20 protein-coding genes are annotated in these 25,836 nt (G+C 71.6%); 17 read left to right on the forward strand and 3 right to left on the reverse strand.

Features of this window, described 5'->3' with window-relative positions:
• The first annotated feature begins 89 nt into the window (after positions 1–89).
• The 13 genes from ETP66_RS01650 to ETP66_RS01710 are packed head-to-tail and all read left to right on the forward strand — an operon-like array spanning position 90 to position 17,359.
• The gene (locus ETP66_RS01650; RefSeq protein ID WP_130840007.1) at positions 90–710 is read left to right on the forward strand and encodes a 50S ribosomal protein L25; all 621 of its coding nucleotides are present in this window, start codon (positions 90–92) and stop codon (positions 708–710) included.
• A gap of 60 nt (positions 711–770) precedes the next feature.
• Positions 771–1,343, forward strand: a complete 573-nt coding sequence (gene pth, locus ETP66_RS01655; protein ID WP_130840009.1) for an aminoacyl-tRNA hydrolase — start codon at positions 771–773, stop codon at positions 1,341–1,343.
• Positions 1,344–1,345: 2 nt separating this feature from the next.
• Complete coding sequence (ddl, locus tag ETP66_RS01660) at positions 1,346–2,314, forward strand: D-alanine--D-alanine ligase (protein WP_130840011.1); 969 nt, start codon at positions 1,346–1,348, stop codon at positions 2,312–2,314.
• Between the two features lie 53 nt (positions 2,315–2,367).
• Positions 2,368–3,159, forward strand: a complete 792-nt coding sequence (locus tag ETP66_RS01665) for a carbohydrate deacetylase (protein WP_130840013.1) — start codon at positions 2,368–2,370, stop codon at positions 3,157–3,159.
• Positions 3,156–4,409, forward strand: a complete 1,254-nt coding sequence (locus ETP66_RS01670) for an MFS transporter (RefSeq protein WP_130840014.1) — start codon at positions 3,156–3,158, stop codon at positions 4,407–4,409. The genes ETP66_RS01665 and ETP66_RS01670 overlap by 4 nt, the downstream gene beginning before the upstream one ends.
• An 11-nt stretch (positions 4,410–4,420) precedes the next feature.
• The gene (locus tag ETP66_RS01675; protein ID WP_130840016.1) at positions 4,421–6,139 is read left to right on the forward strand and encodes a glycoside hydrolase family 2 protein; all 1,719 of its coding nucleotides are present in this window, start codon (positions 4,421–4,423) and stop codon (positions 6,137–6,139) included.
• Positions 6,140–6,148: 9 nt separating this feature from the next.
• Entirely contained in the window at positions 6,149–8,515 is a 2,367-nt protein-coding gene (locus tag ETP66_RS01680) for a glycoside hydrolase family 31 protein (RefSeq protein WP_201738443.1), read from the forward strand.
• A 25-nt stretch (positions 8,516–8,540) separates the two neighbouring features.
• On the forward strand, positions 8,541–10,595 hold the full coding sequence (locus ETP66_RS01685) for a glycoside hydrolase family 2 TIM barrel-domain containing protein (RefSeq protein ID WP_430731870.1): 2,055 nt from the start codon (positions 8,541–8,543) through the stop codon (positions 10,593–10,595).
• On the forward strand, positions 10,595–11,857 hold the full coding sequence (locus ETP66_RS01690) for an MFS transporter (protein WP_130840466.1): 1,263 nt from the start codon (positions 10,595–10,597) through the stop codon (positions 11,855–11,857). Before ETP66_RS01685 ends, ETP66_RS01690 begins: the two co-directional genes overlap by 1 nt.
• 19 nt (positions 11,858–11,876) lie before the next feature.
• Complete coding sequence (locus ETP66_RS12355) at positions 11,877–13,307, forward strand: glycoside hydrolase family 36 protein (RefSeq protein WP_130840018.1); 1,431 nt, start codon at positions 11,877–11,879, stop codon at positions 13,305–13,307.
• Positions 13,291–14,337 (forward strand): galactose-1-phosphate uridylyltransferase, encoded by a 1,047-nt coding sequence (galT, locus tag ETP66_RS01700; protein ID WP_130840020.1) that lies wholly within the window; start codon positions 13,291–13,293, stop codon positions 14,335–14,337. The genes ETP66_RS12355 and galT overlap by 17 nt, the downstream gene beginning before the upstream one ends.
• Positions 14,334–15,824 (forward strand): glycerol kinase GlpK, encoded by a 1,491-nt coding sequence (gene glpK / locus ETP66_RS01705; RefSeq protein WP_130840022.1) that lies wholly within the window; start codon positions 14,334–14,336, stop codon positions 15,822–15,824. The genes galT and glpK overlap by 4 nt, the downstream gene beginning before the upstream one ends.
• Complete coding sequence (locus ETP66_RS01710; RefSeq protein ID WP_130840024.1) at positions 15,821–17,359, forward strand: glycerol-3-phosphate dehydrogenase/oxidase; 1,539 nt, start codon at positions 15,821–15,823, stop codon at positions 17,357–17,359. The genes glpK and ETP66_RS01710 overlap by 4 nt, the downstream gene beginning before the upstream one ends.
• Position 17,360: 1 nt before the next feature.
• Here the strand turns inward: ETP66_RS01710 and ftsH are convergent, their stop codons facing one another.
• Positions 17,361–19,217 (reverse strand): ATP-dependent zinc metalloprotease FtsH, encoded by a 1,857-nt coding sequence (ftsH, locus tag ETP66_RS01715; protein ID WP_130840026.1) that lies wholly within the window; start codon positions 19,215–19,217, stop codon positions 17,361–17,363.
• Between the two features lie 73 nt (positions 19,218–19,290).
• Here ftsH and ETP66_RS01720 point away from each other — a divergent pair, with 73 nt between their 5' ends.
• Positions 19,291–20,643, forward strand: coding sequence for a tetratricopeptide repeat protein (locus ETP66_RS01720; RefSeq protein ID WP_130840028.1), 1,353 nt, complete (start codon positions 19,291–19,293; stop codon positions 20,641–20,643).
• A gap of 213 nt (positions 20,644–20,856) precedes the next feature.
• On the opposite strand, the gene ETP66_RS01725 is transcribed toward ETP66_RS01720, so the two are convergent.
• Both ETP66_RS01725 and ruvB read right to left on the reverse strand, forming a co-directional pair.
• On the reverse strand, positions 20,857–21,891 hold the full coding sequence (locus ETP66_RS01725; RefSeq protein WP_130840030.1) for a DUF4388 domain-containing protein: 1,035 nt from the start codon (positions 21,889–21,891) through the stop codon (positions 20,857–20,859).
• A 122-nt stretch (positions 21,892–22,013) separates the two neighbouring features.
• Positions 22,014–23,006, reverse strand: a complete 993-nt coding sequence (gene ruvB, locus ETP66_RS01730) for a Holliday junction branch migration DNA helicase RuvB (protein WP_130840032.1) — start codon at positions 23,004–23,006, stop codon at positions 22,014–22,016.
• A 24-nt stretch (positions 23,007–23,030) separates the two neighbouring features.
• Here ruvB and panB point away from each other — a divergent pair, with 24 nt between their 5' ends.
• The 3 genes from panB to ETP66_RS01745 all read left to right on the forward strand — a co-directional run bounded on the left by panB (position 23,031) and on the right by ETP66_RS01745 (position 25,815).
• On the forward strand, positions 23,031–23,816 hold the full coding sequence (gene panB / locus ETP66_RS01735) for a 3-methyl-2-oxobutanoate hydroxymethyltransferase (RefSeq protein ID WP_130840034.1): 786 nt from the start codon (positions 23,031–23,033) through the stop codon (positions 23,814–23,816).
• Between the two features lie 143 nt (positions 23,817–23,959).
• Complete coding sequence (locus ETP66_RS01740; RefSeq protein ID WP_130840036.1) at positions 23,960–24,898, forward strand: RluA family pseudouridine synthase; 939 nt, start codon at positions 23,960–23,962, stop codon at positions 24,896–24,898.
• Positions 24,895–25,815: a DNA-methyltransferase gene (locus tag ETP66_RS01745; RefSeq protein WP_130840038.1), complete on the forward strand. Its 921-nt coding sequence runs from the start codon at positions 24,895–24,897 to the stop codon at positions 25,813–25,815. Before ETP66_RS01740 ends, ETP66_RS01745 begins: the two co-directional genes overlap by 4 nt.
• Positions 25,816–25,836 lie beyond the last annotated feature (21 nt).

Consider the following 25,836-nt stretch of genomic DNA (forward strand, 5'->3'; position numbering starts at 1 on the left):
GGGGGGCTCGCCGGGGTTGGGCGGGGCGCGGCGATGTGCTAAGCTCTTCTTCGTGTGCCCCTTGGGGGCCAGGGGTTTGAGGAGGGACCATGGAGTACCGCCTGAAGGCCTACTACCGGGAAGGGGAGAAGCCTGCCGCCCTGCGGCGCGCGGGCAAGCTCCCCGGGGTCATGTACAACCGGAGCCTGAACCGGAAGGTCTACGTGGAGCTGGGGGAGTTCGACCGGGTCTTCCGCCAGGCCTCCATCCACAGCGTCATCGTCCTGGAGCTTCCCGACGGCCAGGAGCTCCCCACATTGGTGCGGCAGGTGAACCTGGACAAGCGCCGGCGCCGCCCCGAGCACGTGGACTTCTTCGTCCTCTCCGACGAGCCCGTGGAGATGTACATCCCCTTGCGCTTCCTGGGCACGCCCCAGGGGGTGCGGGAGGGGGGCGTCTTGCAGGAGGTGCGCCGGGACATCCTGGTGCGGGTCTCCCCCCGGAGCATCCCCGAGTTCATCGAGGTGGACGTTTCGGGGCTGGGCATCGGGGACAGCCTCCACGCCTCCGAGCTGAAGCTGCCCGAAGGGGTGCGTCTGGCCCTCTCCCCGGAGGAGACCATCGCCGCGGTGGTGCCCCCCGAGGACGTGGAGCGGCTGGCGGCGGAGGCGGCGGAGATGCCCGCTGAGCCTGAGGTCATCAAGAAGGGGAAGAAGGAAGAGGAGGCCTAGGCCCCCTTGGACGCGGGGCGGGGGGTGCGCCGTGCCCCCCGCCCTCTTGCAGGGGAACCCATGTTTTTAGTGGTGGGTCAGGGAAACCCGGGGGAAAGCTATGCCAGGACCCGGCACAACCTGGGCTTCATGGTCTTGGACCGGCTGGGCCTCGCATTTCGGGAGAAGGGGCAGGCCCTGCTGGCCGAGGCGGAGGTGGAGGGGGAAAGGGGCTTCTTCCTCAAGCCCCTCACCTACTACAACCTGAGCGGCCAGGCGGTAGCTCCCCTGGTGCGCTCCTACAAGATCCCCCCGGAGCGCCTCCTGGTGGTCCACGACGAGATGGACCTCCCCCTGGGCCGCCTGCGCTTCAAGGCGGGGGGAAGCCCCGCGGGCAACCGGGGGGTGGCCTCCATCGCCCTGGCCCTGGGCACCCCCTCCTTCCACCGCCTGCGCCTGGGCATCGGCAAGCCCCCCAGCCGGGAGCTGGGGGCGGCCTACGTGCTTTCCCCCTTCGCCCCCGAGGAGGAGCCCCTGGCGGAGCGGGTGCTGGAGGTGGCCAAGGGGGCGGTCCTCTGCTGGGTGCGGGAAGGGCTTCTCCCCTGCGCGGACCGCTACAACGGCCTCGACCTGCGGCAAGGGGTTAAGCTTTAGGCATGCAGGGCCCTGAGGTCCTCCTCCTGGCCGGGGGAAGGAGCCCCGAGCACGAGGTCTCCCTCTCCTCCGCCAAGGGGGTCCTGGAGCACATCCCCTTCCCCACGGAGCTGGCCGTCATCGCCAAGGATGGACGCTGGCTTCTTGGGGAAAGGGCCCGGGAGGCCTTGAAGGCGGGGGCGGCCCCCAAGGGGGAACACCCCTTTCCCCCGCCCCTGGACTGGGACCGCTACGGGGTGGTCTTCCCCCTCCTCCACGGGAGGTGGGGGGAGGACGGTACCGTCCAGGGTTTCCTGGAGCTTTTGGGCAAGCCCTATGTGGGGGCGGGGGTGGCGGCCAGCGCCCTGTGCATGGACAAGGACCTCTCCAAGCGGGTTCTGGCCCAGGCGGGGGTGCCGGTGGTGCCCTGGGTGGCCCTTTACCCTGGGGAGGCTCCCCTGGTCCCCTTTGACCCCCCCTTCTTCGTCAAGCCCGCCAACACCGGCTCCAGCATCGGCATCCGCCGGGTAGAGGGGTACGGGGAGCTGGAGGCGGCCCTGGCCGAGGCCTTCCGCCACGACGGGAAGGCGGTGGTGGAGAAGGCCCTTCCGGGGGTGCGGGAGCTGGAGGTGGGGGTTTTGGGGAACGTCTTCGGGGAGGCAAGTCCCGTGGGGGAGGTGCGCTACCGGGGCCCCTTCTACGACTACGAGACCAAGTACACCCCGGGGAGGGCCGAGCTCCTCGTCCCCGCGCCCCTGGATCCCGGTACCCAGGAGACGGTTCAGGAGCTGGCCCTGAAGGCCTACCGGCTCCTGGGCATCCGCGGCCTGGCCCGGGTGGACTTCTTCCTCCTCGAGGGGGAGGTGTACCTGAACGAGGTGAACACCCTCCCCGGCTTCACCCCCACCAGCATGTACCCCAGGCTCTTCGCCGCCGGGGGGCTACCCTATCCCCAGCTCCTCAGGCGCCTGGTGGAGCTGGCCCTGGCGTAGCCCGCCCCCGCCCTTCCCCCTTAGAATGGGGCCGGGAAGGGAAAGGAGGTCCCATGGACCTTTTGGAGCGGTTAGGCCTTGGGGGGCGGCGGGTCCTCCTCCTGCACCACGACGACCTGGGCCTTTCCCACGCGCAAAACGGGGCCTACCAGGCCCTGGGCTTTCCCACGGGGAGCGTGATGGTGCCGGGGGCCTGGGCGGGGGCGGTGCGGGGCGAGGACCTGGGGGTGCACCTCACCCTCACCAGCGAGTGGCCCGCCCCCCGGATGCGCCCCCTCACGGGGGGGGAAAGCCTTAGGGACGAGGCCGGATATTTCCCCGCCTCCTTGGAGGCGCTTTGGCAGAGGGCGCGGGCGGAGGAGGTGGAGCGGGAGCTGAAGGCCCAGATTGAGGCAGCCTCTAGGCTCTTCCGGCCCACCCACCTGGACGCCCACCAGGGGGCGGTGCTCCGCCCGGACCTGGCGGAGGTCTACCTGCGCCTGGCCCAGGCCTACCGCCTGCCCCCCCTCCTTCCCCAAAGCCTCGAGGGCCTCGGGGTGCCCCCCCTCTTCCTCCCGGACCTGGAGCGGCTGCTGGCCCAGGCCCCCTTCCCCAGGGTCCGCCTCCTGGACCCCTACGGCCTCCCCCCGGAGGAGCGGCTCGGCTTCTACCTGGGCCTCGCCGCCCTGCCCCCGGGGCTTTACCAGCTCCTCCATCACAGCGCCCTCCCCACCCCCGAGGGCCGGGCCCTGCCCGACTGGCGGACGCGGGAGGCGGACTACTTCGCCCTGGCCCACCCCGAGGTGCGCCGGATTCTCGCCGAGTTCCACCCCCTCACCTGGGGGGCCATCCGGGAGGCCCTATGAGGCCCTGGCGCTACGCCTCGGGGCAGCTGGGCCTCACCCTGGTCTCGGAGAGCTTCGGCACCTATGTGGCCTTCTTCTACCTGGAAAGGCTCGGCCTCTCCGCCGCCCTCTACGCCCTGGGCCGCACCCTTTACGCCCTGTGGGACGCGGTAAACGACCCCCTCTTCGGCCACCTCTCCGACCGCACCAGGACCCCCTGGGGCCGCAGGCGGCCCTGGCTCCTTTGGGGCCTTCCCCTCTTCCTCCTCGCCTACCTCCTGGCCTTCGGGGTTCCCGAGTGGGCGCGAAGCCCCCAGGTCCTCCCCTATTACTTCCTCCTGGCGGTCTTCCTCTACGAGGGGGCGGCCACCCTGGTCTGGGTGAACTACGGGGCCCTCTTCCCGGAGATGTTCCGCTCCCTGGCCGAAAGGGCTAGGGCCGCGGCCCTTAGGCGGGGCACGGAGCTCTTCGGCCTCCTCCTGGGCATCGCCCTCGCCCCCCTCCTGTTCGCCCGGGTGGACTTCTTGGGGATGGCCCTCCTCTTCGCCGGGCTCGCCCTCCTGGCCTTTCTCCTCTTCCTCCCTGGGATCCGGGAGGACCCCAAGGCGGGAAGCGGCCTCGGCCTCCTCCCCTCCTTCCGCCTGGTCCTGGGGAACCGCGCCTTTCTGGTGGTGGCCCTGGTGGGCCTCCTCTTCGAGTTCGGGCGGATGGTGATCCAGACGGGGATGGCCTTCTACGCCACCTACAGCCTGGGCCTGCCCGAGGGGGCCACCGCCTTCCTCTTCGCCGCCGTCTTCCTGGTGGCCCTGCCCTCGGTTTTCCTCTGGGGCTGGCTGGCGGGGGCCCTGGGGGGCAAGCGGGCCTGGCGGCTCGCCCACCTCCTCATGGGGCTCGCCGCCCTGCTCCTCTTCCTGCCCCAGGGCCTTCTCCCCGCCCTCCTGGTGGGGGCTTTGGTGGGGGTGGGCTTCGCCGGGGTGAGGGTCACAGGGGAGGTGGTGATGGCCAAGGTCATCGACCTGGACGCGGAGAGGACGGGCACGAGGCGGGAGGGGGCCTACTACAGCCTGGTGGGCCTCTTCGGCCGGGCCTCGGGGGCCCTGGTGGGGCTTTCCTTCGCCCTCCTCGGGCCCCTTTTCGGCTATGTGAGCGGGGAGGACCCGGGGCCCAACCCGGGGCTCGCCTTCCGCTTCCTGGTGGCGGTGATCCCGGGGGCGGCCATCCTCCTGGCCTACGCCCTGGCCGCCCTTTTCCCGGACGAGGTGCGGGCGTGAGGGAGGCGGGCATGCGCCTGGACCCGAACCACCCCCGGCCCACCCTGCAGAGGCCGGGCTGGCGGAGCCTGGAGGGCCTTTGGGGCTTCGCCCTGAGCGGGGCGGAAGGGCCCGGAAGGGTGCGCTTCCACCGGAGGATCCGCCTCCCCTTCCCCCCGGAGGCCCCGGGGAGCGGGGTGGGGGCGGCCTTCGTGGAGGCCTGCTGGTACCGGAAGGTGTTGCGGCCCAGGCCCCGGCCCGGATGGCGGCTTTTCCTCCACTTCGGGGCGGTGGACTACCGCGCGGAGCTCTTCCTGAACGGGGCCCGGGTCCTGGAGCACGAGGGGGGGCACACCCCCTTCCGCCTGGACCTCACCCCCTTCCTGGGAGGCCCCCTGGAGCTCCTCCTCCGAGCGGAGGACGACCCCCTGGACCCCGAGAAGCCCCGGGGCAAGCAGGCCCTGGGGGAGCCTGAGGGCACCTTCTACCCCCGGACCACGGGGGTGTGGCAGCCCGTCTGGCTGGAGTGGGTGCCGGAAAGCCGCCTGGAGGCCCTCCGCCTCACCCCGGACCTGAAGGCCTTGGGCTTCCACCTGGAGGTCCAGGCGGTGGGGGAGGGGGAGGCGGTGGAGGTGGCCCTCTTCCCGGGGTTGGGGCCGGGGGAGGCCCCCCTGGCCCAGGCCCGCTTCCCCCTCCTCGGGGGGGTGGCCCGGGGCTTTCTGGGGCTCCCCGGAAGGGGGGACCCGGAGGCTTCCCTCTGGCGGCCGGAGCGCCCCGTCCTCTTCGGCCTCCGCCTGCGCCTCCTGGGGGGAAGGCGCCTCTTGGACGAGGCCTACAGCTACGGGGGTTTGCGGGAGGTCGCGGCCCGGCGGGGGGTTTTCTTCCTCAACGGGGAGCCCTACCTCCCCAAGCTGGCCCTGGACCAGGGGCTCTGGCCCGAGGGGCACCTGGCCCCCCCGGGGCCGGAGGCCTTGCGGCGGGACCTGGAGCTCGCCAAGGCCATGGGCTTCAACGGGGTGCGCAAGCACCAGAAGCTGGAAGACCCCCGGTACCTCCACCTGGCGGACCGGCTGGGGCTTCTGGTCTTCATGGAGATGCCGAGCTTCTTCCGCTTCTCCCCCAAGGCCGCCCGGCGCTACCTGGCGGAGCTCGTCCCCGCCCTGGAGCGGTACGCCAACCACCCCAGCCTGGTGGCCTGGATCCTCTTCAACGAGAGCTGGGGGCTCACCCCCTGGACGGAGGCCAGCCGGGCCTTCCTCCGGGGGGCCTTCCTCCTGGCCCGGGCCCTGGACCCCACCCGGGTCCTGGTGGACAACGACGGCTGGGAGCACGGCCCTTCCCACCTCCTCACCGTCCACGACTACGCCCCCCCGGAGGTCCTCCGGCGCCGCTACGCCCGGGAGCCCTTCCCCGAGGCCCCCATGGGCCGCCCCCTTCTCCTTCGGGGAGAGGGGTTCCCCCCGGGGGTGCGGCCCTTCCTCTCGGAGTTCGGGGGGCTCCGCCTCAGGGCCCCCACCCCGGGCTGGGGGTACCGGGAGGCCGAGGGGGAGGAGGCCTTTTTGGCCGAGGTCCTCCGCTACCTGGAGGCCGCCTGCGCCAGCCGCCTGGCGGGGTTCTGCTACACCCAGCTCTACGACACCTTCCAGGAGGAAAACGGCCTTCTGGACTTCTGGCGGAGGCCCAAGGTGCCCCCCGAGGGGGTGCGGGCCCTCCTCGAGGGGTGCGAGGCCCGGCGGCTTTTGGCCGAGTAGGGGTGGCGGATGCGGGGCGTGGCGAGAAAGCTTTGGAGCGCTTTGGGGATGGCGGTCCTCCTGGGCCCAAAGGCCCTCCTCCAGGCGGTGGCCTACGCCTGGGGGCGGGACCGGCTCACCCCCCGGGGGCCCCTTTCCCCTTGGCAGGGGGTGGGTCCCCCCGTAGGCCTGGAGCCCGTCCCCGGGGGGGTGCGGGTGCGCTTCCCCGAGGCGGCCTTGGAGGCGGTCTTCCTGGGGGAGGACCTCCTCCGCCTGGCCTGGTCCCCGGGGGAGGAGGTGCCTCCCTACCCCCTGGCCGAGGCCCCCACCCCCTGGGAGCCCCAGCGCCTCGAGGGGGGCCGCCTCCTCCGCACCCCGCGGATGGCCCTCTGGGTGGGGGAGGAGGGGCTGGAGCTCCGGGACCCCCAGGGGGAGGTGCTGCGGCGGGAGGCCTACCCCGAGCGGGCCGGGCCCGCCTGGCGCCACCGGGTGGCCCTGCGCCCCGGGGAGCGGGTCCTGGGCCTGGGGGAGAGGGCCTCTCCCCTGGACCGCCGGGGCGGGGTCTACCGGCTCTGGAACCGGGACCCCGGGGGGAGCTACGGCCCGGGGGAGGACCCCCTCTACCTCTCCGTGCCCCTATGGCTCTCCCTCCTCCCCGGGGGCGGGGGGTACCTGGCCTTCTACGAGAACCCCGCGGAGGGCTGGGTGGACCTCCAGGGGGAGGAGGGGGTGGTGGCCTTCCTGGGGGGGCCTTTCCGCTACTACCTCCTCCCGGGGCCCCTGGAGGCGGCCCTGGCCCGCTACCTCCGCCTCACCGGCCTACCCCCCTTGCCCCCCCGTTGGGCCCTGGGTTTCCACTACGCCCGCTGGGGCCTCCCCACCCGGAAGGCGGTGGAGGAGGCGGTGGCGGGCTTTCTGGGGCGGGGCCTGCCCCTTAGGGCGGTCCACCTGGACATCGACCACATGCGGGGCTACCGGGTCTTCACCGTGGACGAGGGGCGCTTCCCCGACCTCCCGGGGATGGTGGGGGGCTTCCGGAAGGAGGGGGTGCGCACCGTGGTCATCCTGGACCCCGGGGTGAAGGCGGAAAGGGGCTTTCCCCTTTACGAGGAGGGCCTGAGGGAGGGGGTCTTCTGCCGCCTCCCCTCGGGGGCGGTCTTCCGGGGGCCGGTCTGGCCGGGGCCCGCCGCCTTCCCCGACTTCACCGACCCCGGGGTGCGGGCCTGGTGGGGGGGGAAGCTCGCGGCCTTTTTGGGGATGGGGGTTTCCGGCTTCTGGCTGGACATGAACGAGCCCGCCCTCTTCGCCGCCTGGGGGGAGCCCACCTTCCCCCCCTCCGTGCGCCACCGCCTGGAGGGGCAAGGGGGGGACCACCGCCTGGCCCACAACCTCTACGGCCTCCTCATGGCCCGCGCGGCCTGGGAGGGGTTCCGGCGCCATGCCCCTGGGGTCCGGCCCTTCCTCCTCACCCGCGCGGGTTTCGCCGGGGTTCAGCGCTACGCCTGGGCCTGGACGGGGGACGTGGAGAGCACCTGGGAGGGCCTAAGGACCACCCTGCGGGCCCTCCTCGGGCTTTCCCTTTCCGGGGTGCCCTTCGTGGGCTCGGACATCGGGGGCTTCAGCGGGAACCCTCCCCCCGAGCTTTATCTGCGCTGGTTCCAGCTTGCGGCCCTCACCCCCTTCTTCCGCCTGCACTCCGCCCGCTGGACCCGGCCCCGGGAGCCCTGGCGCTTCGGGGAGGAGGTGCTTTTGGGGGTGCGCTGGGCCATGGCCCTGAGGGAAGCCCTCCTCCCCTACCTCTACACCCTGGCCTGGCGGGCCGCCCGGGAGGGGAGGCTCCTCCTGAGGCCCCTTTTCCTCGCCGGGGGGCCCTATGGGGAAGAGGCCTTCTTCCTGGGGGAGGCCCTCCTGGTGGCCCCGGTCCTCGAGGCGGGGGCCCGGGCCAAGGAGGTGCCCCTGCCCCCGGGGGGCTGGTACCCCTGGGGGGAGGACGGGCTCCTGGAGGGGCCGGCCTGGGTCCGGCTCCCTGCCCCCCTGGACCGCATCCCCCTCCTGGTGCGCTCAGGAAGCCTCCTGCCCCTCCTGGAGGGGGCGGGCCTCGCCCTCCACCTCTACCCCGGGCCCGAGGGGGCGGAGGGGGAGGTGTACTGGGATGAGGGGGAAGGGGAAGGCCCCCACCGGCGGGACCGCTTCCGCCTCCTCCCCGTTCCGGGGGGCTACCGCCTCCTCTGGGAGGGGGAGGGGGCGTACCCCTGGCCCTGGGAGGGGGTGGGCCTGCGGCTTTTCGGCAAGAGGCTCCTGGGGGCTTGGGTGGAGGGGAAGGCGTACCCCGCCGACGCAGGGGGTGTCCGCCTCCCCCCCTTCCGGGAGGCCTTCTTGGAGGTGAAGGGCCCTTAGGAGGGCCCTTGGGAGAGGAGGGCGTATGGAGGTGCGGCTGGAGCGGGCTTGGTTTCTGGCGCACGGGGCGGCGGGGCCGGAAGGCCTGCCCCAGGCGGGGTGGCGGGAGGTGGCCCTCCCCCACCAGTGGAGCCTGGAGGGGGTGGAGGCGGAGGTGGGCTGGTACCGCCTGGCCCTTCCCGAGGGGGGGGCTAGGCGTTTCCTCCGCGCCTTCGGGGACTACTACCAGGAGGCCTGGGTGGAGGGCGTTCCCCTGGGGCGGCACGAGGGGTACTTCTTCCCCTGGCTCTTGGAGCTTCCCCCCGGGCGCGAGCTCCTCCTCCGGGTTTCCGCCCCCAAGGAGCCCCTGGGGGTCTGGCCCCGGTTCAAGCGGCAGATCAAGGGGGTTTTGGGCCAGCACGACTGCCGCCCTGGGGGGAACGGCCCCCGGGGCCAGGAGCGGGGCACGGGGGGGCTTTGGGGCGGGGTGGAGGTGCTCTTCCGCGAGGAGGTGGCTCTGCTCGGGCTCAGCCACCGCCTCCACCCCCGGCCCGGGGGGTGGCGGCTTCTGGTGCGGCTCCTGGTGGATGCCCCCAGGGCCTTCCGGGAGCCCCTAAGCCTAAGGCTTCTCCCGGAGAACTTCCCGGGGGAGGCCCGGGAGCGGGAGGCCCTCCTGGAAGGGGAGGCGGGGAGGGCCTGGCGGGAGGTGGTGTGGGACCTGCCCGCCATGCCCCTTTGGGAGGTGTGGGAGCGGGGCTTTCCTCACCTCTTCCGCCTCGAGGCGGAGCTTTTGGGGGCCAGGCTCAGCGCCCCCCTGGGCTTCCGCACCGTGGAGCTGGACCCTGAGGGCTGGCTCCTCCTGAACGGCAAGAGGCTCTTCCTCCGGGGCACCAACCACATCCCCACCCAGTGGCTTGCGGGCTACACCCAGGACCTGGCCCAAAGGGACGTGGCCCTCCTCAAGGAGGCCAACCTCAACGCGGTGCGGGTCCACGCCCACGTGACCCACCCCGCCTTCTACCGGGCCTGCGACCGGGAGGGGGTTTTGGTCTGGCAGGACTTTCCCCTGCAGTGGGGTTACGCCGCCGACGAGGCCTTCGCGGGGGAGGCCCTGCGCCAGGTGCGGGCCATGGTGGAGCACCTGGGGGCCCACCCCTCCCTTTACCTCTGGTGCGCCCAGAACGAGCCCACCCACAACCGCCACGCCCTGGGTCCCCTCCTGGCGGCGGAGATCCGGGCCCAGGACCCCACCCGGCCCGTGAAGGCGGCCTCGGACTTCCGCGAGCACCCCTACCCCGGCTGGTACTGGGGGCACCTGCGGGACTTCCTGGCCCTTCCCGGGGCGCCTCTCCCTTCCGAGTTCGGGGCCCAGGCCCTGCCCCGGGCGGAGCTCTTGAGGCGGGTGTTGGGGGAGGCCGCCTGGCCCCCCCGGTGGGAGGCCTGGGCCTACCACAACTTCCAGCCCCACGAGACCTTCCGGGTGGCGGGGGTGGCGCTGGGGGCGTCCCTGGAGGAGTTTGTGGAAAACTCCCAGGCTTATCAGGCGAAGCTCCTGGAGTTCGCCGTCCACGCCTACCGGCGGGGCAAGGGGCGGGTGGTGGGCTACTTCCAGTTCCTGTTCGTGGAGCCCTGGGAGGGGATCACCTGGGCGGTCCTGGACGTGGAAAGGGTGCCCAAGAGGGGCTTTTACGCCCTGAAGGAGGCCTCTAGCCCCGTCCTCCTCTCCCTGGTGCCCTACCGGGAGGAGGTGGAGGTGGGAGGACCCCCTTTGCGGGAGGCCTGGCTCGTAAGCGACCTGGAGAGGCCGGCAAGCCTCTGGGTGCGCCTCCGCCTCGAGGGGCCAAAGGCCCTGGAGCTTTTGGAGGAGGAGGTGCGCCTGGCCCCCGGGGAGGTGCGGCGGCTTTTCAGCCTGGGGGAGCTCTGGGAAAGCCCCCTCCCCCTCCAGGCCCGCTTCCTCCCGGTGCAGGAGGCCCTGAGGGGGCTGCCCCCGGGGCGCTACCGCCTGGTGGGGGAGGCGTACGAGGGGGAAAGGCTCTGGTCCCGCCACGCCCTGGAGGTGGCCTACCTGGAGCCCCTGGTCCCGGTGGAGGCCGCCTGGTGATCCTTCCTCACCTGGCCTATGCCCTGGGCGCCCTGGGCCTCACCCTGCCGGGGCAGGCCTTCGGCACCTACCTGGCCTTCTACTACCTGGACCACCTGGGCCTGGCCGCCGGCGCCTTTGCCCTGGCCCGCCTCGTCTTTTCCGTGTGGGATGCGGTGAACGACCCCCTTTTCGGCTACCTCTCCGACCGCACCAGGACCCCCTGGGGCCGCAGGCGGCCCTGGCTTTTCCTCGGCCTCCCCTTCCTCCTCCTCGCCTTCTACCTCACCTTCAGCGTCCCCGAGGCCTTCCGGCAGGGGGCGGCCCTCTTCTGGTACTGCCTTGGGGTGATCCTCTTCTTCGAAACCTTCGCCGCCCTCACCTGGGTGAACCACGCCGCCCTCTTCCCCGAGCTCTTCCGGGGGGAGGGGGCGCGGGCCAGGGCCAACGCCTGGCGCCAGGCCTTCTACTTCGTGGGCCTGGCGGTGAGCATCGCCCTCACCCCCCTGGCCTACACCGCCCTCGGCTTTTCCGGGATGGCCCTCCTTTACGGGGCCTTAGGGGGGCTTTTGGTCCTCCTCTTCCTCCTCTCCGTGCGGGAGGACCCCGAGGCCCGCCGCCCCGAGCCCCTCCCCCTCCTCCCCGCCTTCCGCCACACCCTCCTGAACCGGGCCTTTTGGGTCTATTCCCTGGCCGCCCTTTTCTTCTTCTTCGCTGTGGGGCTTTTCGCCGCGGCCATGCCCTTTTACGCCAAGTACGCCCTGGGCCTGGGGCCCGAGGCCACCGCCCTCCTCTTCGGGGCGGTGCTCCTCGCCGCTTTGCCCTCGGTCTTCCTCTGGGCCCGGCTGGCCGGGGCCTTAGGCCCCAAGCGGGCCTGGCTTTGGGCCCTGGGCCTGCTGGCCTTGGGGGCCTTCCTCCTCCTCTTCCCCCAAAGCCTCGCCCAGGCCCTCCCCGTGGGGGTGGTGGTGGGGGCGGGGTTCGGGGGGGTCCTGGTCCTGGGGGATGTGCTCCTGGCCGAGGTCATCGACCGGGACGCGAGGGCCACAGGCAGGCGGCGGGAAGGGGTGTACTACAGCGTCTACGGCTTCATCAACCGCCTCTCCGGCCCCCTGCAGGCGGGGGCCTTCGCCCTCCTCACCCCCCTGTTCGGCTACGTGAGCGGGGAAAGCCCAGGGCCCAACCCCGAGGCCGCCTTCCGCTTCCTCATGGGGGTCCTCCCCTGCCTGGCGGCCCTTTTGGCCCTCGCCCTGGGGCGGCGCTTTCCCTACGGGGCCAGGGGTTAAAATCCCCTGGAGGTGGGGTATGCGGGCGCGGTTTGGGGGCCTCGAGGTGCCCCTCCAGGCGGGGGCCCTGGAGCCCCTTCCCGGGGATTACCTCCTCCGGGGAGGGGAGGTGCGGGCCTTTCCCCCCTTCCGGGGGGAGGCCTTCTTCCGCCACGGCTGGCAGAGCTGGAGCCTGGCGGCCTGGGTGGACCCCAGGGAGCCCCCCAAGCCCCTCCTCCCGGAGGAGCGCCGTCCCCAGGCGGACGACCCCTTCCTCCTGGAGGCGGGGGCCTGGTGGGGGAGCGGCCTGGGGGCCCTGCGCGCCCCCGGGGGGGAGGTCCTCCTCCTGGGGGCCTTGGACCTGGGGGCCAGGGTTTTGGGCCGGGAGGACCTCCTCCTGGGCCGGTACGCCTCCGGGGAGGGGCGCTGGTTTTTGGCCTACGGCCCGGAGGCGGAGGTCTTCGCCGCCTACGCCCGCCTCCTCCCCAGGCGGCTTTCCGGCAGGCCCCCCAGGGTCTGGTGCTCCTGGTACAGCTTCTTCACCGAGATCGGCGAGGCCCTGCTCCTCCAGGTGCTGGAGGAGGTGGCGGGGCTTCCCTTTGAGGTTTTCCAGGTGGACGACGGCTGGCAGCGGGCCCTGGGGGACTGGGAGGCCAACGGGCGCTTCCCCCGGGGCATGGCCTTTTTGGCGGAGAGGATCCGGGAGAAGGGCCTGCGGGCGGGGCTGTGGCTCGCCCCCTTCCTGGTGACGGCGGAAAGCCCCCTCTACCGGGAGCGCCCCGAGTGGCTCCTGCGGGACGGGGAGGGGAGGCCCCTTCCCGCGGGGTTCAACTGGGGGAAGCCCCTCTACGCCCTGGATTCGGGCAACGAGGAGGTTTTGGACCATGTGGCGGGCTTGGTGCGCGAGGTGCGAGCCTGGGGGTACGACTACCTGAAGCTGGACTTCCTCTACGCCGCCGCCCTCCCCGGGGCCGAGGGGGAGGGGCGGTACCGGAGGGCCATGGAGCGGATCCGCGAGGAGGCAGGGGATGCCTACCTGCTTTTCTGCGGGGCTCCCATCCTGGCCTCCTTAGGGCTTGCCGATGGGCTCAGGGTGGGGCCGGACGCGGCCCCCTACTGGGACAACGAGGACCGGACCCTATGGCTCCATGACCCCACGGGGCCGGGGCTTAGGAACGCCATCCGCACCACCTTCCACCGCTTGTGGCTTGGGGAAAACGTCCAGGTGGACCCCGACGTGGTCTATTTCCGCAACCGCTTCGCCCTCCTGCGGGAGGAGGAACGGCGCCTGCAGGAGGGCATGGCCCACCTCACCGGCTTCAAGGCCACCTCCGACCCGCCCTCCTGGCTTACCCCCGAGGAGCGGGAACGGCTTTTCGCCTTCCTGAGCCAGGACCAGAGGGTAAAGCCTCTTGGCCCCCACCGCTTCCAGGTGGGGGAGGAGGTTTTGGACTATGGGCCCGTTCTATAGGCGCCACCACCAGAAGCCCGACGGGCGGGAGCTCATCCTTTACGGCCTGAAGCCTTTGGAGGAGCCTCCTCTAGCCGAGCTCCAGGAGGCCTTCGCCCCTGCCCCCCACCTCCGCTACCACCCCTTGCGGCGGGAATGGGTGGTCTACGCCCCCCACCGCCAGGAGCGCACCTTCCTGCCCCCCGAGGCCCACTGCCCCTTGTGCCCCGGCCGGGAGGGGGGCTTCCCCACGGAGATCCCCTTCCCCACCTTCCAGGTGGCGGTCTTCCAGAACCGCTTTCCCTCCTTCCTCCCCGACCCGCCCCCGCCCCCTGAGGGGCTTCCCGTCCCGGTGGGAAGGGCCTTGGGCCGCGCGGAGGTGGTGGTCTACACCCCAAGCCACACGGGAAGCCTGGCCACCCTCCCGGAGGAGGCGAGGCTCCTTTTGGCCTGGGTCTGGCGGGACCGGTACCGGGCCCTCTACGCCCTCGAGGGGGTGCGCTTCGTCATGCCCTTCGAGAACCGGGGGGAGGCGGTGGGGGTGACCCTGCACCACCCCCACGGGCAGATCTACGCCTACCCCTTCGTGCCCCCCCTGCTGGAGCGGGAAAGCGAGGCCTTCCGGGAAAGGCCCGTGCTCCTGGAGCTTTTCCCCCACCTGGAGCCCTACCGGGTGGACGGGGAGGAGGGCTTCCTGGCCTTCGTCCCCCCCTTCGCCCGCTACCCCTTTGAGGTCTGGGTGGCCCCTCTGGAGCGCCACCCGGGGCCCTGGACCTTCTCCGAGGGGGAGATGGCCGCCTTCGCGAGGCTTCTTGGCCGGGTGGTGGCCCGCTACGACGCTCTCTTTGGCGAGCCCTTCCCCTACGTGATGGTCTTCCACGCCGCCCCCTTGGGGGAGGAGCGCACCTTCCACTTCCACGTGGAGTTCTATCCTCCCAAGCGGACCGGGGACAAGCTCAAGTTCCTGGCGGGCACGGAGCTCGGGGCGGGCACCTTCGTGGTGGACGCCCTGCCGGAGGAGACCGCCAGGCGGCTTCGGGAGGCCTTATGAAGTGTCTCCTCGCCCTGGACCAAGGCACCACCAGCAGCCGGGCCTTCCTCTTCACCCTCCGGGGGGAGCCGGTAGCCCTGGCGCAGCGGCCCTTCCGCCAGCTCTACCCCAGGCCCGGCTGGGTGGAGCACGACCCCCTGGAGATCTGGGAGAGCCAGCTCTGGGCGGCCCGGGAGGCCCTAAAGGAGGCGGGCGTGGGGCCGGAGGCGGTGGCGGCCATAGGGATCGCCAACCAGCGGGAGACCACCCTGGTCTGGGAGAGGGCCACGGGACGGCCCCTCCATAACGCCATCGTCTGGCAGGACCGGCGCACCGCCCCCCTGTGCCAGGAGCTCAAGGAGGAGGGGCTGGAGCCCCTCTTCCGGGAACGCACCGGGCTTCTTTTGGACCCCTACTTCTCCGGCACCAAGCTCCGCTGGCTCCTGGAGAACGTCCCCGGGCTAAGGGAGAGGGCTGAGCGGGGCGAGGCCCTCTTCGGCACCGTGGACACCTGGCTCCTCTACCGCCTCACCGGGGGGCGGGTGTACGCCACGGATCCCACAAACGCCAGCCGCACCTTGTTTTTTAACCTGCACACCCTGTCCTGGGACGAGGAACTTCTAAACCTTCTGCGCATTCCTGGGGCTATGCTCCCCGAGGTGCGCCCCTCGGACGGGGACTTCGGGGAAACCCTTTCCGAGCTTTTGGGAGCCCCCATCCCCATCCGCGGGGTGCTGGGGGACCAGCAGGCGGCCCTCTTCGGCCAGGGGGCCCTGGAGGTGGGCCAGGGGAAGTGCACCTACGGCACCGGGGCCTTCCTCCTCCTGAACGCGGGAGAAGCCCCCGTGGCCTCGCCCGGGGGCCTCCTGGCCACGGTGGCCTGGAGCCTCTCGGGGAAGCCCACCTACGCCCTGGAGGGGAGCGTCTTCATGGCGGGGGCGGTGGTGGGGTGGCTCCGGGACGGCCTGGGGCTCATCCGGGAGAGCGCCGAGGTGGAGGCCCTGGCCCGGGAGGTGGCGGACTCAGGGGGTGTGTACCTGGTCCCCGCCTTCACCGGCCTGGGGGCCCCCTACTGGGACCCCCACGCCCGGGGGGCGATTTTGGGCCTTACCCGGGGGACCACCTGGGCCCACCTGGCCCGGGCGGCCCTGGAGGGGGTGGCCTTCCAGGTGCGGGATGTGGCGCAGGCCATGGAGGCGGCGGGGGTGGCCCTCAAGGAGCTGCGGGTGGACGGGGGTATGGTCCGGAACGACCTCTTCCTGCAGATCCAGGCGGACCTCCTGGGGGTGCCGGTCCTGAGACCCGAGGTCACGGAGACCACCGCCCTGGGGGCGGCCCTGATGGCGGGGGTGGGGGCGGGAGCTTTGGACCTGGAGGGGGTGAAGGGGGCTTGGATCCTGGAAGCTTCCTTCCCTCCCCGTATGTCCCTGGAACGGAGGCAGGCCCTGCACCAAGGCTGGCGGCGGGCGGTGGAGCGGACTTTGGGCTGGGCGAGGGAGGAGGGATGACCCCAAGCCGGGAGGAGCTCTGGGAACACCTCAAGGAGCCCCTGGACCTCCTGGTGATCGGGGGCGGGGCCACGGGGGCCGGGGTGTTGTGGGAGGCTACCCTGAGGGGCCTGCGGGCCGCCTTGGTGGAGGCCGGGGACTTCGCCTCGGGCACCAGCAGCCGCTCCACCAAGCTCCTCCACGGGGGGGTGCGCTACCTGGAGCTGGCGGTAAGGCGCCGGGACCGCCGCCAGCTGAGGCTGGTGGCGGACGCCCTGAGGGAAAGGAGGGTGGTCCTGGACCTCGCCCCCCACCTGGCCCGCCCCCTCCCCCTCCTCACCCCCCTCTTCCGCCCCCTGGAGCTCCCCTACTATGGGCTCGGCCTCAAGCTCTACGACCTGTTGGCGGGAAGGAGGCAACTGGCCCCAAGCCGCTACGCTCCTCCCAAGGAGGTGCGGGCCCTCTTCCCCGACCTGCCCCCCACCCTGGGGGGCGTGCTCTATTGGGACGGGCAGTTCGCCGACCACCGCCTGAACCTGGCCCTGGTCCTCTCCGCTCTTGAGCGGGGGGCGGTGGCCCTGAACCACGCGGAGGCTACGGGCTTCCTCCGGAAGGGGGGAAGGGTGCAGGGGGCGGCGGTGCGGGACCGGCTCACGGGGAAGGAGGTGGAGGTCTACGCCAAGGCGGTGGTGAACGCCGCCGGCCCCCAGGCGGACCGGGTGCGCCATCTCCTGGACCCCCACCTGCCCCCCCTGCTCACCCCCTCTTCCGGGGCCCACCTGGTCCTGGACTACCCCTTGCAGGTGGGCCTCCTCCTGCCCAGGACCCGGGATGGCCGGGTCCTCTTCCTCCTCCCCTACCGGGGGAAGGCCCTCCTGGGCACCACCGACCTCCCCGCCGAGGCCGCGGCCTGCCCCCTGCCCCGGGAGGAGGAGGTGGCCTACCTCCTGGAGGAGGTGAGGCCCTACCTGGGGGACCTCTCGGGCCGGGTGCGGGCGGCCTGGGCCGGCCTGAGGCCCCTGGTGGGGCAGGGGGAGACGAGGCTTCTGGTGCGGGACCACCTCATCCTGGAGGAGCGGGGCCTCTACACCCTCACCGGGGGCAAGTGGACCACCTTCCGCCTCATGGCCCTGGACCTCCTGGAGCGCCTGGCCCGGGACCTCTCCCTTTCCCTTCCCCCCTCGGAAAGCCACCGCACCCCCCTCGTGGGCTCGGGGCCGAGGCCGGCTCTTCCCCTCCCGAAGGAGGTGGTGGAGCACCTCTGGGCCACCTACGGCGCCCTGGCCCCCCGGGTGGCCGCCCTGGGGGAGAGGCCCCTCCTCCCCGGGCTTCCCTACCTGGAGGGGGAGGTGGCCTGGGCGGTGCGGGCGGAGCTCGCCAGGAAGCCTCTGGACGTCCTGGCCCGCAGGCTGGGCCTGGCCCTCCTGGACCAGAAGGGGGCGGAAGCGGCCCTGCCCCGGGTGGTGGACCTGATGGCCCCCCTCCTGGGCTGGGGGGAGGAGGAGAGGAGGGCCCGGCTGGAAGAGGCCAGGAGGTGTCTGCCGGCCCTTTGCTGAGCTACTCCTCGGCCGCCCGCTGCACGGGCTGGGCCTCCTCCGCCTCCTTGAGGATGGCCCGCACCCTTTCCCCGGGGATGGTCTCCTCCCGCAGGAGCTCCTCGGCGATCCGGTGCATGGCCTCCTGGTGCTCCCGGAGCACCCCTTGGGCCCGCTCGTAGGCCTCGTCCAGGATAGCGCGGATGTCCTGGTCGATGAGGCGGGCGGTCTCCTCGGAGTGGTCCTTCTTCTTGGCGATCTCCTCCCCCAGGAAGACCGGCCCCGAATCCGAGCCCCAGGCGATGTTCCGGAAGTGGGCCCCCATGCCCCAGTCCAGGACCATGCGCTTGGCCAGGGCCGTGGCCCGCTTGAAGTCGTCCTGGGCCCCGGTGGTCACGGTGCCGGTGAAGAGCTCCTCCGCCGCCCGGCCCGCCAGGAGGACGGAGAGCTCGTCCATGAGGTGCTCCCGGGAGACCAAGACCCGCTCTTCCGGCTTGCTCCACCTGGCCCCCAGGGCCATCCCCCGGGGCACGATGGAGACCTTCTCCGTCTTGTCCGCGTGGGGCAGGACCTCCCCCACCACCGCGTGCCCCGCCTCGTGGTAGGCCACCGCCCGCCTTTCCTCCTCCGAAAGCTTCAGGGTGGGCCGCTCCAGTCCCAGGACGATCTTGTCCAGGGCCTTCTGGAAGTGGTCCTTGCGGATCCGCTTGGCCCCTTCCCGGGCGGCCAAGAGGGCGGCCTCGTTCACCAGGTTCTTGAGGTCGGCCCCGGAGAAGCCCGGCGTGAGGTGGGCGAGCTCCAGGGGGTCTACCCCCTCGTCCACGGGCTTTTTCCGCATGTGGACCAGGAGGATTTCCTTCCTCTCCTCCAGGGAGGGCAGCCCCACCACCACCTGGCGGTCGAAGCGCCCGGGGCGCAGGAGGGCGGGGTCCAGGATATCCGGGCGGTTGGTGGCGGCCAGGACGATCACCGAGGTGTCCTTCTCGAAACCGTCCATCTCCGAGAGGATCTGGTTCAGGGTCTGCTCCCTTTCGTCATGCCCCCCGCCGATCCCCGCGCCCCGCTTGCGGCCGATGGAGTCCAGCTCGTCGATGAAGATGATGCTGGGGGCGTTCCTCCGGGCGTCCTCGAAGAGGCTCCGCACCCGGCTGGCCCCTACCCCCACGAACATCTCCATGAACTCGCTGGCGGAGACGGAGAAGAAGGGCACCCCGGCCTCTCCCGCCACCGCCCGGGCCAGCAGGGTTTTGCCGGTGCCCGGGGGGCCCACCAGGAGGACCCCTTTGGGGATTTCCGCCCCCAGATCCAGGTACTTCTTGGGGTCCTTGAGGAAGTCCACCACCTCCATGAGCTCCCGCTTGGCCTCCTCGTGCCCGGCCACGTCCTTGAAGGTGGTGGAGACCTGCTTCTCCTTGCCGTAGAGCTTGGCCCGGCTCTGGCCGAACTGCATCACCTGTCCCGCCCCGCCCTGGGCCCGCATGAAGAACCAGAAGAAGAAGAGGATGAGAAGTAGGGTGGGGCCCACGTAGAGGAGGACCTGCGGCCAGAGGGAAGGGGGCTTGGTGACGATCCTCACCCCCTGGGCCTCCAGGAAGGGCAGGAGGTCGCGGTCCGCCACGGCGGGCGGGGGCAGGGGCACGGTGAAGCGCCGGGTCACCTGGCTCCCCCCTTGCGGAGTGGGAAAGCGCTCCGGCTCCTTGAGCAGGGCCTGGAGGCGGGTTTCCTCCAGGGTCACCTCGGCCACTTTCCCCTGCCGGACCAGCTCCCGGAACTCGGTGTAGGAGACCGTAGGGGCCGGAGGGCCGGTAAAGGCGGTATAGACCAGATAGCCCAGAAGGAGCAAAAAGATGAGGGTGAAAGGGTTGATCCGCTGCGGCAAGGTCTACCTCCCTGGCCCTATGGTAGCGCCTGGCGGGTGAGAGGACTGAGGGGTGTGGTATCCTCTAGCCGCGATGAGGGGGGTCCTCGAGGCCCTGCACCAGGGGGACTACGACACCGCCATCGAGCGCCTCACCCGCAAGGCCCTCTTCGGGTCCAGGGCCGAGGCCAAGGAGGCCCTCCTTCTCCTGGCGGAGGTCCACAGCCTCTACGGGGAGGAGGGGTTGGAGCGGGCCCACCGGGCCCTGGAGGAAGCCTACGAGCTGGGGGGGCTGGAGCTCGATCCCCTCTACCGCGCCCTCCTGGGGGAGCTCCTGGCCCAGGAGGGCCGGGACGAGCGGGAGGTCCTCCCCCTTTTCTTGCCCACGGAAGATCCCCGGGCCCGCTACCACCAGGCCCAGGCCCTCTTTTACCTGGGCCGCTTCGAGGAGGTGCTGAGGACCCTGAAGGAGGGTCTCCCTGCCTTTCTGGCCTGGCGGGCGGAGGGGCTAAGGGGACGGGCCCTGGAGCGCCTGGGCCACCCCGCGGAGGCCGCCCTCGCCTACGAGCGGGGGGCGGAGCTCGCCCTGGGGGTAGAGCGGTACTGGCTCCTCCTGGACGCTGCCGCCATGTGGCTGGAGGCAGGGGAGGCGGAAAGGGCCCTTCTGGCCCTGGAGGAGGCGGCGGAGGCGGTGGGGGAGGAGCCCGTGGAGGACGCCGCCACCCGCCACTACCTCCTGGCCCGGGCCCACCTCCTCCTGGAGAATCCCAACCGGGCTCTGGAGGAGGTGCGGGAGGCTTTGCGCCTGGAGGAGGAGGGGGGGCACAAGGCCTACGGCACCCCTCTGCTGGAGGGGCAGATCCTCCTCCGCTTGGGCCGCTACCCTGAGGGCATGGACGCCTTCCAGGAGGCCCTCAGGCGGGCCGAGGGGGGGGAGCGGGGGCATGTCCTCCACGAGATGGCCGTGGCCGCCCTGGACCAGGGGGCTTACCTGGAGGCGGAGGCCCACCTTCAGGCCCTTCTCCGGGAGGAAGGCTACCCCTACCGGGCCCAGGCCCTGGCCGACCTGGCCGAGGCCCTCTACCGCCAGGGGCGCTATGGGGAGGCGGAGGAGGCGGCAAAGGCGGCCATAGAGGAGGGGGTGGAGGCTGCCGGGGAGCTCATCCTGGGCCATGTGGCCTACGACCTCATGCACCTGGAGGAGGCCCTCCTCCACTACCGGAAGGCGGCGGAGGTGGCCGAGGAGGGGAGCCGGGAGTGGGTGGGGGCCCAGGAGATGGTGGTGGACACCCTGGCCCAGCTGGGCTACCGCTCTCCCGAGGAGATCCTGGCCCGGGCCGAGGCCGTTTTGCCCTACGTCCACCCCGGCGACGAGTGGCACCAGGCCCTCCTGGCCTACCGGGAGCGGGCGGGGGCCATCCTGCGGGAGGGCCGGCGGCCCAACTGATACCACCCCACCCTGACTTCTTCGTCGGTCCGAAGGGCTACTTTGCGGGTGGGGGCCCCGGTGAAAGGGCGGGTACGGCTTCCGCCCCGGGCGAAGGGGCGAGGGGTTCAGCGGGATGAAAGGCTGCGTACGGAGTTTGCCCTGCCAGCAAGAGGTAAGGGAGCGCGGGCCTCTTCTCCTTCACCCCGTGGGGCAACATCTGCGCGCGGACGCTTAGCCTCCCCGCCGTAAGGGAGCGAGGGCCCTTAGCACCTCCTGGGCTCTAAGGGGCTTGGGCAGGTGCAAAACCCTTAGGGGTCGGAAGAGGAGGCCGGGGGGTGTTTCGCTCACCAGGTACAAGGAGGCGAGCCGCCCTGCCGGGTGGGCCCGGAGCTTGCGGGCCGCCTCCAGGGGCCTTTCCCCTTGCAGGATGATGCCTTTGGGCCGCTCCTTGAGGAGCCTTAGGGCCATCTCCAGGTCCCGGGCCAGCAGGACGCGGAAGCGGTGGGCCTCCAGGAGGTAGAGGAGAAGCCTCCGCACCACCCCGCTTTCCGCCAGAACCAGGACCAGGGGGTCCTCCAGGAGCAGGGTGGAGGGGCGGACCAGGCCCCGGCCCTTGAGCTCGTGGAGGAGGTGGTAGACCTCCTCCTCGGGGAGCCCGGAAAGGAGGGCCACGCTCCTTGCCCGCCGCACCCCGTCCAGGTGTTCCAGCACCGCCCAGGCCTCGGGGGGCAGGGGATGGCGGGTGGGGTCCTCCGCCAGGTGGAAGACCGCGTCCGGGTCCACCTGGCCCCGCCGCCACTCGTCCAGGCGCCGGGCGGCCTCCATGAGGACCCACCCCGTTTCCAGGGTGTGGGGCAGGGCCACCTGGCTACCCTCGGAGAGGGGCTCCGCCAGGACCTCCCCTTCCTTTTCCCCCAAGAGGGTGGCCAGAGCCTCCAGCACCTGGGCTTCTAGGGCTTCTTTAAGCTCCTCCTCCCCGACGAGGCCGAGCTCCAGGGCCAGGGCCCCCAAGGGGGTGCCGGGGTTTTCCCGCCCCTGGCGCTCCACCAGCTCCTGAACCTCCTCCAGGGAGAGGTGGCCGAGGCGCACCAGGTACTCCCCCAGGTGGGGCCCCGGCTCGGTGCGGGCGTAGAGGATGCGGCCCCCCTGGAGGTGGACCCGGCCGTGGATCCGCCCCTTCAGGCTCACTACCGCCCCCTTTCGGCCCGCGGCCAGGGCCTTCAGGAGCTCCCCTAGGTCCAGCTCCTCCAGGGTGGCCCGGATCACGCCCCCCATTCTCCAAGGCTTCCCCCCGGGGCGCAAGGCCTTGGGCCCGTCCCACCGCGCAAGGGCGAGGCCGCTTCCTTGTGCCCGAGCCCCTGTGCCGGTCCGTTGGCTCAAGGGGGCATCTAGAGGAGGGGCTCCACCGGTGGGGGCAGGCCCAGGTGGCGGTAGGCCCTTTCCGTGGCCAGCCGGCCCCGAGGGGTGCGCTTGAGGAGGCCCTGCTGGATGAGGTAGGGCTCGTGCACCTCCTCCAGGGTGCCCGGGTCCTCGGCCAGGGCGGTGGCCAGGGTCTGGAGGCCCACGGGCCCCCCGCCGAAGCGGAGGATGAGGGCCTCGAGGATCTCCCGGTCCCGCCTTTCTAGCCCCAGCTCGTCCAGGCCCAGGGCCTTTAGGGCCTCCCGGGCGCGCTTCTCGGTGATGATTTCCTCCCCAGCCACCTGGGCGAAGTCCCGCACCCGCCGGAAGAGCCTTTTGGCGATGCGCATGGTGCCGCGGCTACGCCGGGCGATCTCCAGGGCCGCCTCCTCGGTGATCCCCACCCCCAGAAGCCCCGCGTCCCGCTTCACCCCTTGGGCGAGTTCCTCCAGGGAGTAGTACTCCAGGTGCTCCACGATGCCGAAGCGGCTTCTGAGGGGCGCGGTTATCAGGCCGGGGCGGGTGGTGGCCCCGATCAGGGTGAAGCGGGGAAGCTCCAGGCGGATGGTGCGGGCCGCCGGCCCCTGGCCGATGACGATGTCCATCTTGAAGTCCTCCAGGGCCGGGTAGAGGTGCTCCTCCGCCTGGCGGCTTAGGCGGTGGATCTCGTCGATGAAGAGGATGTCTCCCTCCTCCAGGGAGTTGGCCAGGATGGCGGCCAGGTCCCCGGGTTTTTCGATGGCCGGCCCCGAGGTGACCCGGAGGTTCACCCCGAGCTCAAAGGCGATCACGTGGGCCAGGGTGGTCTTGCCCAGGCCAGGGGGCCCGAAGAGGAGGAGGTGCTCCAGGGGCTCCCCCCGGGCCCGGGCGGCCTCCAGGTACACCCGGAGCTTGCGCTTCAGCCTCTCCTGGCCGATGTACTCCTCCAGGGTCTTGGGCCTTAGGGCCAGGTCCTCTTGGGGTCCTCGAGGGGAGGTCGCCACGCCCCCTTATGATAGCCTTTCCCCATGAGGCGCACGGTGAAGGCGTTTCGCACCTCCAAGGGCAAGCGGCTCGTCTACCTCACCGCCTACGACTACCCCAGCGCCCGGCTGGCGGAGCGGGCGGGGGTGGACGCCATCCTGGTGGGGGACTCCTTGGGGATGGTGGTCCTGGGCTACCCCTCCACGGTGCCCGTGACCCTGGAGGAGATGCTCCACCACACCAAGGCGGCAAGGCGCGGCGCCCCGGAGACCTTCTTGGTGGCGGACCTGCCCTACCTCGCCTACGCCACCTTGGACCGGGCCCTTTTCGCCGCGGAGCGCCTCCTCAAGGAGGGGGGGGCGGACGCGGTGAAGCTGGAGGGGGGCGAGGAGGTGGCGGAGATCGTCCAGGGCCTCACCCGGGCCGGGGTGCCGGTCCTGGGCCACATGGGCCTCACCCCCCAGACCGCAAGCCTCCTCGGGGGCTACAAGCTTCAGGGGAAGCGCCCCGAGGAAGCGGAGCGCATCCTGAGGGGGGCCTTGGCCCTGGAGGCGGCGGGGGCCTACGGGGTGGTCCTGGAGATGGTGCCCGCCCTCCTGGCCAAGGAGATCACGGAACGGCTTGCCGTGCACACCGTCGGCATCGGGGCCGGGCCCCACACCGACGCCCAGGTCCTGGTCTTCCACGACGTGCTGGGGCTTTACGGGGAGTTCCAGCCCCGCTTCGTCAAGCGCTACCTGGAGGGGGAGCGGCTTTTCCTCGAGGCCCTGGGCCAGTACGTGCGGGAGGTGCGGGAGGGGGTCTTCCCCGGGCAGGAGCATAGCTTCTAGCCTCTCTTGCCGTGAAAAATCTGCGAGCTTCTCGCAGATTTTCTGCGGCAAAGCCGTTTATTTTCGGCGACCTCTGTGCTAGCTTGGGGGGGCATATCCTACGCTGTGCCCATCCCTGCCCTTTGGCGCCTACAATAGGGGGCGTGGTGCGCTTTCGCGCGGAGGGGGTGCGCCTGGACCAGGCGGTGGCCGAGGCCTGCGGGGTGAGCCGGGCCCGGGCCCAGGCGTGGATCGCCCAGGGCCGGGTGCGGGTGGGGGAGAAGGTGGTGGAGAAGGCCGCCTACCGCCTCAAGGGGGAGGAGGTGGTGGTCTTCCCAAAGGAGGAAAGGCCCCTGGTGGTGCCCGAGGACCTGCCCATCCCTGTCCTCTACGAGAACGAGGACCTCCTGGTCCTCAACAAGCCCCCGGGCCTCCTCACCCACCCCGCCCCCGGGGTCTACACGGGCACGGTGGTGAACGCCCTCCTTGCGCGCCACTTTCCGGAGGAGGGGCTTAGGGCGGAGCGGCCCGAGGAGGTGCGCCCCGGCATCGTCCACCGCCTGGACAAGGACACCAGCGGCCTTCTGGTGGTGGCCAAGCACGAGGGGGCCCTCGAGGCCCTGGCCCAGGCCTTCCGGGACCGCCTGGTGCTGAAGCGCTACCTGGCGATCACCGAGGGGCACCCCAGGGAGGGCACCCTCGTCGCCCCCATCGGCCGCCACCCGGTGGAGCGGCACAGGATGCACATAGGGGGCGTCGCCCCCCGCTACGCCGAGACCCGCTTCCGGGTGCTGGCCACCGCCGGGCCCTACGCCCTGGTGGAGGCCCGGCCCCACACGGGCCGCACCCACCAGATCCGGGTACACCTTAAGCACCTCAAGGCCCCCATCCTGGGGGACGAGGTCTACGGCAGGAAAAGCCCCCACATCGGGCGGCAGGCCCTCCACGCCTACGCCCTCCGCTTCCCCCACCCCCGCACCGGGCGGATCCTGGAATTCCTGGCCCCGGTGCCCGGGGATATGGTCCAGGCCTGGGAGGCCCTGGGGGGGCGGTGGCCGGAAGGTTTCCTCCAGGAAGCCCCCCGGTATACTGAGGCCCAATGAGCCTGCCCACGCCGCCGCACCTCCTGGACCCCGAGGGGGAGCTTCCGAACCCCCTTTTCCAGGAGGGGCGGGACGGGCCTGCCCTTGCGCCTCCTCCCACCGCTCACCGCCTGCTGGTGGGGGATGCCCGCGAGGTCTTGAAGGGTCTTCCCGAGGCCTCGGTGCATCTGGCGCTTACCTCGCCCCCTTACTGGACCCTAAAACGCTACGAGGAAACCCCTGGGCAGCTGGGACACGTGCAGGACTACGAAGCTTTTTTGGACGAGCTGGACCGGGTGTGGCGGGAGGTCTTCCGGGTGCTGGCGCCGGGGGGGCGGTTGGTGATCGTGGTGGGGGATGTGGCCGTGGCCCGGAGGCGGTTCGGGCGCCACCTGGTTTTCCCCCTGCACGCGGACATCCAGGTGCGTTGCCGCAGGATCGGCTTTGACAACCTCAACCCCATCTTCTGGCACAAGCATACCAATGCGGCCCTCGAGGCCCAGCGCCCTGGCTTCTTCCTGGGCAAGCCCTACGAGCCCGGGGCCATCATCAAGACCGAGGTGGAGTACATCCTGATGCAGAGGAAGCCCGGGGGCTACCGCAGGCCCACCCCCGAGCAAAGGGAGCTGAGCCGCATCCCCAGGGACCTCTTTGCCAAGTGGTTCCGCCAGATCTGGGACGACATCCCCGGGGAGAGCACCAAGGCCCACCCCGCCCCCTTCCCCCTGGAGCTGGCGGAGAGGCTGGTGCGCATGTTCAGCTTCGTGGGGGACGTGGTGCTGGACCCCTTCGCCGGTACGGGCACCACCCTCATCGCCGCTGCCCGGCACGGGCGGAACTCCATCGGGGTGGAGCTGGTGCCCCGGTACGCCCAGCTGGCGCGGAGGCGCTTTCTGCGCGAAGCAGAGGGCTACGCCCTTAGGGTGGAGGAGGCCTAGTGGACCCAGCCGCTTTGGCAG

The sequence above is a fragment of the Thermus thermamylovorans genome (genome assembly GCF_004307015.1).
Taxonomy (GTDB): domain Bacteria; phylum Deinococcota; class Deinococci; order Deinococcales; family Thermaceae; genus Thermus; species Thermus thermamylovorans.

Bases quoted from the DNA above. Each gene is read 5' to 3' on its own strand.
- ETP66_RS01650 (WP_130840007.1), top strand. From the start codon at position 90: ATGGAGTACCGCCTGAAGGCCTACTACCGGGAAGGGGAGAAGCCTGCC.
- pth (WP_130840009.1), top strand. From the start codon at position 771: ATGTTTTTAGTGGTGGGTCAGGGAAACCCGGGGGAAAGCTATGCCAGG.
- ddl (WP_130840011.1), top strand. From the start codon at position 1,346: ATGCAGGGCCCTGAGGTCCTCCTCCTGGCCGGGGGAAGGAGCCCCGAG.
- ETP66_RS01665 (WP_130840013.1), top strand. From the start codon at position 2,368: ATGGACCTTTTGGAGCGGTTAGGCCTTGGGGGGCGGCGGGTCCTCCTC.
- ETP66_RS01670 (WP_130840014.1), top strand. From the start codon at position 3,156: ATGAGGCCCTGGCGCTACGCCTCGGGGCAGCTGGGCCTCACCCTGGTC.
- ETP66_RS01675 (WP_130840016.1), top strand. From the start codon at position 4,421: ATGCGCCTGGACCCGAACCACCCCCGGCCCACCCTGCAGAGGCCGGGC.
- ETP66_RS01680 (WP_201738443.1), top strand. From the start codon at position 6,149: ATGCGGGGCGTGGCGAGAAAGCTTTGGAGCGCTTTGGGGATGGCGGTC.
- ETP66_RS01685 (WP_430731870.1), top strand. From the start codon at position 8,541: ATGGAGGTGCGGCTGGAGCGGGCTTGGTTTCTGGCGCACGGGGCGGCG.
- ETP66_RS12355 (WP_130840018.1), top strand. From the start codon at position 11,877: ATGCGGGCGCGGTTTGGGGGCCTCGAGGTGCCCCTCCAGGCGGGGGCC.
- galT (WP_130840020.1), top strand. From the start codon at position 13,291: ATGGGCCCGTTCTATAGGCGCCACCACCAGAAGCCCGACGGGCGGGAG.
- glpK (WP_130840022.1), top strand. From the start codon at position 14,334: ATGAAGTGTCTCCTCGCCCTGGACCAAGGCACCACCAGCAGCCGGGCC.
- ETP66_RS01710 (WP_130840024.1), top strand. From the start codon at position 15,821: ATGACCCCAAGCCGGGAGGAGCTCTGGGAACACCTCAAGGAGCCCCTG.
- ETP66_RS01720 (WP_130840028.1), top strand. From the start codon at position 19,291: ATGAGGGGGGTCCTCGAGGCCCTGCACCAGGGGGACTACGACACCGCC.
- panB (WP_130840034.1), top strand. From the start codon at position 23,031: ATGAGGCGCACGGTGAAGGCGTTTCGCACCTCCAAGGGCAAGCGGCTC.
- ETP66_RS01745 (WP_130840038.1), top strand. From the start codon at position 24,895: ATGAGCCTGCCCACGCCGCCGCACCTCCTGGACCCCGAGGGGGAGCTT.